Below are 10,488 nucleotides of genomic sequence, written 5' to 3'. Positions count from 1 at the left end.
CGCCGACGGCCGCATCGTCGACGAACTCCACCACCCCACCGCCGACACCGTCCTGGACCGCATGCGCCGCTTCGACGCCAAGGGCCGCACCAGCTAGAGCACACCCCCTCACGGCCCACCGGCCGCGAGCCGCCCGAGGTCCCGAAGCCACCCGTCCCCACGAGCACCCCAGGACTGACAACCCCTCATGTTCCGCACCGCATTGCGCAATGTGCTGGCCCACAAGGGCCGACTTCTGATGACGACGCTGGCCGTCATGCTCGGCACCGCCTTCGTCGCCGGCACGCTGGTCTTCTCCGACACCCTCGGCGAGGCGCTCAGGACCCAGAACTCCAAGAGCTACACCGACATCGCCGTCACGGTCAGCGACCACGAGGCCGGCTTCCGCGGTTACGACCACGGCGCCCGGGTCACCACCGGCCCGACCCTCACCGAGGAGTCCCGTGCCAAGGTCGCCGCGCTGCCGGGCGTCGCCGACGCGCGCGGCGTGGTGAGCGGCTTCGCCGGCATCGCCGACAAGAAGGGCGCGCTGATCGGCAACGGCTTCTCCACCACCGGCACCAACTACGTGCCGGGCGCCGACGGAACCGACCCGCGCTACCCGCTGGTAGAGGGCCGCGGCCCGAAGAACGCCACCGAGATCGCCCTGGACGCCAAGACCGCCGACAAGGGCGGCTACAAGGTCGGCGACACCGTCCGGGTCGCCGTCAACGGCCCGGTGATGGAGCTCAAGCTCACCGGCACCCTGCGCACCAACGACCCGCGGGTGTCGGCCGGCGGCTCGCTCGCCGCCTTCGACACCGCCACCGCCCAGCAGCTCTACCTGAGCCCGGGCCGCTTCGGCGAGCTGGACGTCAAGGCCAAGCCGGGCACCGACGACGACGCGCTGCTCGGCGCCGTCAAGCAGGCCGTCCCGCAGGGCGACAACATCGAGGCCCGGACCGGCCGCGAGCTCGCCGCCGAGCAGGACCGGATGATCAAGCAGGGCACCAAGTTCCTGAGCACCTTCCTGATGGCCTTCGCGGGCATCGCCCTGTTCGTCGGCATCTTCATCATCGCCAACACCTTCACCATGCTGGTCGCCCAGCGCACCAAGGAACTGGCCCTGCTGCGCGCCGTCGGCGCGACCCGGCGCCAGATCACCCGCTCCGTGCTGATCGAGGCGTTCCTGGTGGGCCTCACGGCGTCGGTGGCCGGTCTGCTGGCCGGCATCGGGATCGCCGTCGGCCTCAAGTCGTTCCTCAACGGCCCGATGGACGCCAACCTGCCGGACGGCCCGCTGATCATCGCCCCGAGCACGGTGGTCGCCGCGATCGCGGTCGGCGTGCTGGTGACGGTGCTGGCCGCCTGGCTGCCCGCCCGCCGTGCCTCCCGGATCGCCCCGGTGGCGGCGATGAGCTCGGCCGAGCAGCCCGCCACCCAGAAGAGCCTGGTGATCCGCAACACGATCGGCCTGCTCTTCGCCCTGGCCGGCGCGGGTGCGCTGGCGGCGGGCGTGGCCGGCAAGGAGGTCAAGACGGTCGGCCTCGGCGCGGGCGCGCTGCTGATCGGCGTGTTCGTCCTGACCCCGCTGCTGTCCCGGCCGCTGATCAACCTGTTCGCGCCGCTGCTGCGCGCCCTGTACGGCACTCCGGGCAAGCTGGCCAAGGAGAACGCCATCCGCAACCCGCGCCGCACCGCCGCCACGGCCTCGGCGCTCACCATCGGCGTCACCCTGATCACCTCGCTGACGGTGATCGGTGCCTCGGTGAACAAGGCCGTGGACGACGCGGCCGCGAACGACCTCAAGGCCGACTACGCGGTCACCATGGAGAACTTCTCCATGCTCTCCCCCGAGGTCTCCACCCAGATCGCCAAGGCGCCCGGCGTCACCGCGACGAGCGTGGTGCGCACCATTCCGGTGGAGACCGGCGCGGACGGCTCGGACAGCGACTGGGTGACGGCGGTCGACGCCACCACCATCGACCGGCTGGTCACCGTGAAGGTCAAGGACGGCTCCGCGGACGCCCTCAAGCAGGGCAAGCTGATGGTGAGCGCGGGCAGCTCCGGCCAGAGCCGCTACCGGGTCGGCGAGGCCCTCGCCGTCACCTACCCGGACGGCAGCAAGGGTTCGCTGACCGTCGGCGCCGTCATCGAGCCCAACTCGGTGCTGGCCGGGATCGTCGCCCCCGACGCCGTCGTCGGCCCGCACGCCCTGCCCGGCTCCGGGCTGGACAAGGTCCTGGTCAAGGGCGCGAACGGCCCGACCGGGGAGCTGAAGCAGGCCGTGCGCGACGCCACCGGCGGCAACCCGCTGATCGCCGTCAAGGGCGAGAAGGACATCAAGGCGGAGAACCGCCAGATGCTCAACGGGATCCTGAACATGATGTACGGGCTGCTCGGCATGTCCGTGGTCATCGCGGTGCTCGGTGTCGTCAACACCATGGCGATGTCGGTGTTCGAGCGCCGCCGGGAGATCGGCATGCTGCGGGCGATCGGCCTGGACCGGCTCGGCATCCGGCGGATGGTCCGCCTGGAGTCCCTGCTGATCGCGCTGTTCGGCGGACTGGTCGGGATCGGCCTGGGCGTCCTGGTGGCGTGGGCCGGTGTCCGCACGCTGGCGGACGACCTCAAGGGCATCACCACCGTGGTGCCGCCGGTCCAGGTCGCCGGCTTCCTGCTGGCGGCCGCCGTGATCGGTCTGCTGGCCGCCCTCTGGCCCGCCTTCAAGGCGGCGAAGCTGGACATCCTGGGCGCCATCAAGAGCGAGTAGCCGGGACGGTACGCCAGGAGCCCCCGGGGCGGTCCGTTCGGACCGCCCCGGGGGCTCCGTCGTGTCACGGCCCGGCGAACACCACGCCCTGGTTGGAGGGTTGCAGGCTGCCGGTGGTCAGGCCCTGGGCGGAGACGAGCAGTTGCAGGACCGGCTTGCCGTCGAGGCCGAGCACCTCGGCGGTCAGCTGCTCGGTCTCGTCCGGCGGGGTGAGCCGCAGGCCGGCGATCACGTGGCAGGTCGGGTCGGCCTTGTCGCAGGAGCTCCACTTGAGGCCGGAGAAGGCGGTCGTCTTCGGCTTCAGGGTGATCGCCGTGGGCGGCCCGGGGTGCGGCTCCCGCTTGACGGCCAGGGTGTCCGCGCTGTTGTCGGCCCGCAGACCGCCGTAGCCCGGGTAACCGAACAGGGTGCAGCTGCGGCCGCCCTTGTTGGTGACCATCACCATGGCCGAACCGGCGTCCTGGAGCTGGACGGTGGCGGTGAGCTCGTCGGCCCGGCAGCGCGCGCCGGCCGACTGCGTCACCATCGGCCCGGTCGGCGTCGCCCCGGGGACGGTCGCCTTGCCGCCGCTCGTCGGCTGCGCGGACGCCACCCCGGTGACGGTCACCGTCGGCGCCGGCTGCGCGCCCGCCCCGGCGTCGTCGTTGCACGCGGTCAGCAGCACGGCTGCGGCGAGCGCCGTCAGCCCGGCGGCGGCGATCCTGGCAGGCCTGCGAACGGTCATGGTCCCCCCATGGGTGAACGGTCGGTGTTTCCACCCCCGACCACGACGCCCTGGACCGGTGCGGTTCCGGCTGTGACGCACTCATGACGAAACCGCCCCGCCCGGCGGGTGCCGGGCAGGGCGGTCGGGGCCGGAATGCCGGGTCAGGCGGCCGGGGTGGCGGTGACGGGCCGGGCAGGCTTGCCCTTGTCGCCGCCGAGGAGGTTGAAGAAGACGGCCAGGGTCGGGGTGAGGTAGAGCACCCAGACGACCAGCTGCAGCACCGTCGGGTCGGGCTGGAAGTTGAACACGCCCTTCAGCAGGGTGCCGTACCAGCTGTCCTTCGGGACGGTGCTGGAGATGTCGAAGGCCAGGCTGTGCAGGCCGGGCAGCCAGCCGGCCTCCTGCAGGTCGTGCACGCCGTACGCGAGGACCCCGGCCGCGACGACGACCAGCATGGCGCCGGTCCAGGTGAAGAACTTGGCCAGGTTGATCTTCAGCGCGCCGCGGTAGAAGAGCCAGCCGAGCACCACCGAGGTGAGCAGGCCGAGCGCGGCGCCGATCAGCGGGTTCCAGCCGTCACCGGTGGCCTGCACCGCCGACCAGATGAACAGCGCGGTCTCCAGGCCCTCGCGGCCGACGGCCAGGAAGGAGGTGACCACCAGGGCCGTGGTGCCCATCGCGAGCGCCGCGTCCAGCTTGCCGTGCAGCTCGGTCTTCAGGTGCCGGGCGGTGCGCCGCATCCAGAACACCATCCAGGTCACCAGGCCGACCGAGATGACCGACAGCGAACCGCCGAGCGCCTCCTGGGCCTCGAAGGTGAGCTGCGAGGAGCCGAACTGCAGCACCGCGCCGAACGCCATCGAGAGCACCACGGCCGCGCCGACGCCGAGCCAGACCGGCGGCAGCTTGTCCTTGCGCTCGGTCTTGACCAGGTAGGCGATCAGGATGCAGACGACCAGGCTGGCTTCGAGACCTTCGCGCAGGCCGATCAGGTAGTTGCCGAACACGCGGGCTCCTGGGGGTGAGGTGGTACGTACGGGGGGTGGCGGCGGGTCAGCCGAACAGGGCCTGGCCCCACCACTCCCCCGGCTTGCGCACGCCCGCCGGGCAGGCGAAGTGGGCGGAACCGACGTGCTGGATGTACTCGTTGAGCTTGTCGCTCGACGCCAGGCGGGTCTGCAGCGGCACGAAGGCCTTGCGGGTGTCGCGCTGGTAGGCGAGGAAGAACAGGCCGGCGTCCAGGCGGCCGAGGCCGTCGGTGCCGTCGGTGAAGGAGAAGCCGCGGCGCAGGATCATCAGGCCGTTGTTGGCGTCCGGGTGGGCGAGCGCGACGTGCGAGTCCGCGGGCATCGCCTTGAGGTCGGGCGCGTCGTGCTCCTTGGCCTTGCCGTACGGGGCGCCCTCGCCCTTGGTGCGGCCGAAGACGTCCTCCTGCTCCTTGAGCGAGGTGCGGTCCCAGGTCTCGATGTGCATCCGGATGCGCCGGGCGACCAGGTACGAGCCGCCGGTCATCCACTCGGGGCCGTCGCCGGGGGCGGCCCAGACGTGGTCGGCGAGCTTCGCCGTGTCGGTGCCCGCGATGTTGTGGGTGCCGTCCTTGAAGCCCATCAGGTTGCGCGGGGTCTGCGCGTCCGGGGTGGTGGAGGAGGTCTTGCCGAAGCCGAGCTGGGACCAGCGGATGCTGACGGTGCCCATGCCGATGCGGGCCAGGTTGCGGATCGCGTGCACGGCGACCTGCGGGTCGTCGGCGCAGGCCTGGATGCAGAGGTCGCCGCCGCTGCGGTTCGGGTCGAGCTTGTCGCCCTTGAAGCCCGGCAGGTCGATCAGGGCCTCGGGGCGCTTGGCCTGCAGGCCGAAGCGGTCCACGCCGTCCTTGTCGAACAGGCTCGGGCCGAAGCCGATGGTGAGGGTGAGCCGGGAGGCGGGCAGGCCGAGGGCCTCGCCGGTGTCGTCCGGCGGGGCCTCGGGCAGGCCGGTGGCGGCGCCGGTGCCGACCTCGCGGCCGCCGGTCATTGCGGCGGCCGCCTTGGTCCAGTCCTTGAGCAGCTTGACCAGCGACTCGCGGGTGGCCTTCTCGGACACGTCGAAGGCGGCGAAGTGCAGGCGGTCCTGGACGGGGGTGGCGATGCCGGACTGGTGGTCGCCGTAGAACGGCACCTCGGCGCCGGCCGGGGCCGCGGCGGCCGCCGGGGCGGCCTCGTCCTGCTTGGTGGCGGCGGCGACCGAGCCGACGGCGGCGGCACCGAGCGCGACGCCCGCGCCGGCCCAGCCGATGACGGCGCGCCGGCTGACCGCGCCCTTGGTCGCGGTGGCGTCGGTGGCGGTGGCGTCGGTGGCGGCCGGCGTTCCGGTCTGCTGCTGGTTCTCGGCGTCCATCGGCGGGCGGGCCCTTCTCGGTACTGAACTGCTCGGGGGTACTGAACTGCTCGGGGGTACTGAACTGCTCGGGGGTACTGAACTGCTGGTGGTGCTGACCCTGTGCGTGGTGCCGACCCTGCGCGTGGTGCTGACCTGCGCCGATCCGCGGGTCGGGCCGGTGGGCCGGCTCACGGATGCCGTGGCGGCCGGTCGGGGCCGCCACGGCGTCGTGGGGTGGGTGGTGCGGGAACCGCGGGGTCGGTTACTTGACGACCACGGCGGCGGCCAGCTTCGACAGCGGCTCGCCCAGCGAGTTGACCGCGTCGGAGAAGGTCTTGCGCTCGGCCTCGGTGACCTTGTCGTAGGAGGTGAAGGTGCCGTCGGCCTGCTTGTACTTGGCGAGCAGGGCGTTGATGGCGGCGAACTCGGAGTCCAGCGTCTTGGCCAGCTCCGGGTCCTTCTCGGAGGCGACCGGCTTCAGCAGCTCGTAGGCCTTCTGCGCACCCTCGACGTTGGCCTGGAAGTCGGCCAGGTCGGTGTGGCTGTAGCGGTCCTCCTCACCGGTGATCTTGTTGGTGGCGACCTCGTCCAGCAGCTCCTTGGCGCCGTTGGCCATGCTGGTCGCGGTGATCTCGGCGGCGGGGATCTTCGCCTGCCAGTCCTTGAGGTCGTTGACCAGCTGGTCGGCGAGCTTCTTCTCGTCGTCGCCGATCCTGGCGTCCGCCCAGAGCGACTTCTCCAGCTTGTGCCAGCCGGTCCACTGCTGGCCGGCCTCGACCTTGTCCTCGCGGGTGTCGGTCTTGGGGTCGACGTCGCCGAAGCTCTCGGCGACCGGCTCGGTGCGCTCCCAGCCGGTGCGCGAGGCCGCGTACAGCGACTTGGCCTTCTCCAGGTCGCCGGCCTTGATCGCGTCGGCGAAGGCCTGGACGGCCGGGACGGTCGCGTCGGCCTGCTCCTGGGCGTACGTGCGGTAGGAGTCGACGGCCGCGGCCAGGCGCGGGTCGGCGGGCGCGGCGCTGCCGCCCTCGCCGGTGACGGTGATCTTCTGGCGAATGCCGTCGCCGACCATGCCGGGCTTGCAGGCGACCTCGTACGAGCCGGCCTTGATCTCCGCGTTGATGCTGGCCTTGGTCCCGGGGCCGATGTTCTCGCGCTCGGTGATGATCTTGTCACCGTCGCCGTAGACGTAGACCTCGGTGGTCTTGGAACCCTTGTTGCTGATGTCCAGCACCACGTGCCCGGCCGGGAAGGTGGTCTTGGAGACCTCGCACGCACTGTCGGTGGCGTTCACCTTGACGGCGTCGGAGGAGCTCGCCTTGTCGTCCTTCTTGGACGAGCAGCCGGCCAGGGTAGCGGTCGCCACGGCGAGGGTGAGCAGCACTGCTGCGGTGGAACGGCGACGGGCGGACATGGGTGCTCCAACGGAAAAGGGCATGGGGGTGCCACGGCATTGCGGGGGTCGGCGGGGCGAGCCCCGTCGTTAGCTAAGGCATACCTTACGTATGGATGTCCCAGCGTCTACACCCACCCCCTGAACCGTTACCTTCCCGGTGTCCGGCGGGCGGCGGCCCGCGCGCTCCAGCGGCCCTCGTGGCGGCCGATCCGGATCGGGTGGCCGAAGGTCTCGCTGATCAGAGCGGTGGTCATCACCTCGTCCACCGGCCCGGCCGCGACGCACTCGCCGCCGCGCAGCAGCAGGGCGTGGGTGGTGCTCTCCGGCAGTTCCTCCAGGTGGTGGGTCACCAGCACGCTCGCCAGGTCCGGGTGCTGGTGGCGCAGCAGGTCCAGGCTGTCCAGCAGCAGCTCGCGGGCGGTGAGGTCCAGCCCGGTGGCGGGTTCGTCGAGCAGCAGCAGGCGGGGGCTGGGCATCAGGGCGCGGGCGATCAGGGCCCGGCCGCGCTCGCCCTGGGAGAGGGTGGTCCACGGCGCGCCGGCCATCGCGCTCATGCCGAGCGTCTCGATCAGCCGGTCGGCCCGCTCCAGCACCTCCGGGGCCGGCTTGCGGTGCAGCTCCGGTTCGATGGTGTTGGTGTGCCCGGTGAGCACCACCTCCCGGACGGTCAGCGGCGAGCGCAGCGGATGGCGCGGGTTGACGTGCCCGAGGTGGGCGCGCAGCTCGCGGATGTCGACCCGGCCGAGCCGGCGGCCGAGCACGTCGACCTCGCCGTGGGTGGGGTGGGAGACGGCGCCGAGCAGGGCGAGCAGGGTGGACTTGCCCGCCCCGTTGGGGCCGAGCAGCGCCCAGTGCTCGCCCGGCTGGATCTCCAGGCTGATCCCGCGCAGCAGGTACCGGCCGTCGCGCACGACGTCCACGTCCCGGGTGCGCAGCAGCGGGCCGTCGAAGGGCTGGCTCATGGGGTGGGTCTCCGATCACGGCACCGGACGGGCCCGGTGGCGTCCGTCCGCGTGCAGAGTACAACCGTCGGCCCGGGGCGGGCGTGGCCGTCCGCAGGGTGGAACCGCCATAACCCTGTTGCCCGAAGGGAGTTGGGAGGAGGATCGTGCCTCCGAGGGGACGAGGGGGAGGCGGGATGAGCGTGGACACGGAACGGGCCCGGACCCTGCACGAGCTGGTCGAGCAGCAGGCGCGCCGGGCGCCGGCGGCGGTGGCCGTGCGCTGCGGTGAGCGCGAGCTGACGTACGGCGAGCTGGACGGGCGGGCGCAGCGCCTGGCCGCCGTGCTGGCGGAGCACGGCCTGGCCCCGGGCGGCCGGGCGGCGGTGGCGCTCGGCCGGGGCACCGAGGTGTACGTGGCGCTGCTGGCGGTGCTGAAGACGGGCGCGGCGTACGTGCCGCTGGAGCCGAGCGCGCCGGACGCGCTGCTGCGGCACGTGCTGGCCGACGCGGCGCCGGACGTGGTGGTGACCGAGGAGGTGCACCGGGTGCGGCTCGCGGACGCGAGCGGGGCGGCGCCGGTCTGCGTGGACACGGCCGCGCCCGCGGTGGCGCCGTTCGAGCCGCCCGAGGTCGCGCCGCAGGACCCGGCCTGCGTCTTCTACACCTCCGGCTCCACCGGCCTGCCCGTCGGCGCGCTGGTCGAGCACCGCAACCTGCTGGCGGCGTACGAGGGTTGGCGCGAGGTGTACGGGCTGACCGCCGAGGACCGGATCCTGCAGACGGCGAGCCTGGAGTTCGACGTCTTCACCGCCGACTGGGTCCGGGCGCTGGGCACCGGCGCCACCCTGGTGGTCACGCCGTTCAACCTCACCCTGGACCGCACCGTCGACCTCGGCGCGCTGCCCGCCCTGGTGGCCGCCGAGCGGATCACCGTCCTGGAGCTGAACGTCCGCACCGCGCGCCGGCTGACCGCCCGGCTGGCGGAGACCGGCGAGGGCCTGCCCGGGGTGCGGCTGCTCACCGTGGGCGCCGAGAAGTGGTACCTGGACGAGCAGTTGGGCCTGCAGCGGCTGCTCGGCGAGCGGGCCCGGGTGCTGAACGTGTACGGCCTGGCCGAGGCCACCGTGGACAGCACCTACTTCGACGTGCGGGGCACCGCCGCCGCCGACGGCGCCGAGCGGGTCTCGCTGGTGGGCCGCCCCTTCCCCGGCACCCGGGTGTACGTGCTCGGCCCGGACGGCACCCCCGCCGAGCCCGGGACGGCCGGGGAGATCGCGATCGGCGGCAGCGGCCTGACCCGCGGCTACCTCGACCGGCCCGAGGAGACCGGGCGCCGCTTCGTCCGGGCGGACTTCGACCCGGACGGGCGGGTGCTGCTGACCGGGGACGTCGGGCGGCTGCGGCCGGACGGCGTGCTGGAGTTCGTCGGCCGGGCCGCCAACGCGCTCGGGCCGGTCCCGCAGGCCCGGAAGAGCTCGGTGGTCTCCCGGGTGGTGGCGGCGGCCCGGGCCGAGGGAGTGCTGCGCTCGCACCCCGCGGTGCGGGAGGCCGCCGTGGTGGAGGTGGACCTGCGGCCGGGGCAGCGCCGGCTGGTCGGCTACGCCGTGGCGGAGCCGGGGGGCGAGGGCGCGGACGGCTGGTCGCTCTCGCAGCACCTGGCGGCGGAGCTGCCGGCCGGGGAGGCGCCCGCGGCGGTCGTCCCGGTGTCCGAGCTGCCGCGCACCCGGGCGGGCAAGCTGGACCGCGCGGCCCTGCCGCTGCCCGCCCCGCCGGAGCACACCGCCCCGCGCCCGGCAGCACGTTCGGGGAAGGCCGGATCCCGGAAGGGCGGCGGCAAGGCCGGGGGCGGCGCCGGCGGTGACTCGGCCTTCACGAACGGCTGCGCGGCGGTCCTCTGCGTGCTGGTGTTCGCGGGGGGCGCGTGGGTGACGACCGACACCCTCTTCCCCGGCTCGACCGACCTCACCGGAGTCCCCGCCCCCTACAGCAACTTCTTCCGGCTGCTCTACCTCTGCGAGAACCTGGCCTTCGGCGCCGGGTTCGTCTACTTCTGCATCGGCCTGGACGCCGTCCGGCGGCTGGGCAGGCCGCAGCGGCTGTCGGTGCTGGCCCATCTGGCGATCACCTGGCTGCTCGTCAACTGGTGGCCGCAGGACAACCTGTACCGGATCACCAGGGCCACCGACTGGCCGCGGGAGACGGCGCTGGTGTTCGCGTTCAACATCCCGCTGATGCTCGCGGCGCTGGTGCTGGTGCGGTTCGTGGTCTGGCGTCCGCCGGTCGGGAAGGGGTGACGGCCGGCCGCGGGTGACGGAACGGGGGTGCCGGCCGGCCG

At 72.9% G+C, this 10,488-nt stretch carries 7 protein-coding genes and 1 pseudogene; 3 read left to right on the top strand and 5 right to left on the bottom strand.

Going from position 1 to position 10,488, the window contains the following annotated elements; genetic code table 11:
* Both ACIGG8_RS40510 and ACIGG8_RS40505 read left to right on the top strand, forming a co-directional pair.
* Positions 1-97, top strand: a pseudogene (locus ACIGG8_RS40510) (ABC transporter ATP-binding protein); the annotation flags it as partial.
* A 90-nt stretch (positions 98-187) separates the two neighbouring features.
* A complete protein-coding gene (locus tag ACIGG8_RS40505; RefSeq protein ID WP_396553580.1) occupies positions 188-2,752 on the top strand; it encodes an ABC transporter permease in 2,565 nt (854 codons plus the stop codon).
* 64 nt (positions 2,753-2,816) lie between these two features.
* Here ACIGG8_RS40505 and ACIGG8_RS40500 read toward each other — a convergent pair whose 3' ends face one another.
* The 5 genes from ACIGG8_RS40500 to ACIGG8_RS40480 form a co-directional block, all read right to left on the bottom strand.
* Entirely contained in the window at positions 2,817-3,476 is a 660-nt protein-coding gene (locus ACIGG8_RS40500; RefSeq protein WP_396553579.1) for a DUF4232 domain-containing protein, read from the bottom strand.
* Between the two features lie 143 nt (positions 3,477-3,619).
* Positions 3,620-4,465, bottom strand: coding sequence for an iron uptake transporter permease EfeU (gene efeU, locus ACIGG8_RS40495; protein ID WP_396553578.1), 846 nt, complete (start codon positions 4,463-4,465; stop codon positions 3,620-3,622).
* A 46-nt stretch (positions 4,466-4,511) separates the two neighbouring features.
* The gene (gene efeB, locus ACIGG8_RS40490) at positions 4,512-5,834 is read right to left on the bottom strand and encodes an iron uptake transporter deferrochelatase/peroxidase subunit (RefSeq protein WP_396553577.1); all 1,323 of its coding nucleotides are present in this window, start codon (positions 5,832-5,834) and stop codon (positions 4,512-4,514) included.
* 244 nt (positions 5,835-6,078) lie between these two features.
* Positions 6,079-7,227 carry an iron uptake system protein EfeO gene (gene efeO, locus ACIGG8_RS40485; protein WP_396553576.1) on the bottom strand — a complete coding sequence of 383 codons (1,149 nt, stop codon included), beginning with the start codon at positions 7,225-7,227 and terminating at the stop codon, positions 6,079-6,081.
* 128 nt (positions 7,228-7,355) lie between these two features.
* Positions 7,356-8,171, bottom strand: a complete 816-nt coding sequence (locus ACIGG8_RS40480; RefSeq protein WP_396553575.1) for an ABC transporter ATP-binding protein — start codon at positions 8,169-8,171, stop codon at positions 7,356-7,358.
* Between the two features lie 176 nt (positions 8,172-8,347).
* On the opposite strand from ACIGG8_RS40480, the gene ACIGG8_RS40475 reads away from it, so the two are divergent.
* Positions 8,348-10,447, top strand: a complete 2,100-nt coding sequence (locus ACIGG8_RS40475) for an amino acid adenylation domain-containing protein (RefSeq protein WP_396553574.1) — start codon at positions 8,348-8,350, stop codon at positions 10,445-10,447.
* The last annotated feature ends 41 nt before the right edge of the window (positions 10,448-10,488 follow it).

Origin of the sequence: Kitasatospora sp. NPDC085464, assembly GCF_044541955.1 — a bacterium.
GTDB lineage: Bacteria > Actinomycetota > Actinomycetes > Streptomycetales > Streptomycetaceae > Kitasatospora.
Note: the sequence above shows the minus strand (reverse complement) of the source record. Positions and strands in the feature narration are given on the sequence as shown.

Coding starts and splice junctions, on each gene's coding strand:
- ACIGG8_RS40500 (WP_396553579.1), bottom strand. CDS start 3,476: ATGACCGTTCGCAGGCCTGCCAGGATCGCCGCCGCCGGGCTGACGGCG.
- efeO (WP_396553576.1), bottom strand. CDS start 7,227: ATGTCCGCCCGTCGCCGTTCCACCGCAGCAGTGCTGCTCACCCTCGCC.
- efeB (WP_396553577.1), bottom strand. CDS start 5,834: ATGGACGCCGAGAACCAGCAGCAGACCGGAACGCCGGCCGCCACCGAC.
- ACIGG8_RS40480 (WP_396553575.1), bottom strand. CDS start 8,171: ATGAGCCAGCCCTTCGACGGCCCGCTGCTGCGCACCCGGGACGTGGAC.
- ACIGG8_RS40475 (WP_396553574.1), top strand. CDS start 8,348: ATGAGCGTGGACACGGAACGGGCCCGGACCCTGCACGAGCTGGTCGAG.
- ACIGG8_RS40505 (WP_396553580.1), top strand. CDS start 188: ATGTTCCGCACCGCATTGCGCAATGTGCTGGCCCACAAGGGCCGACTT.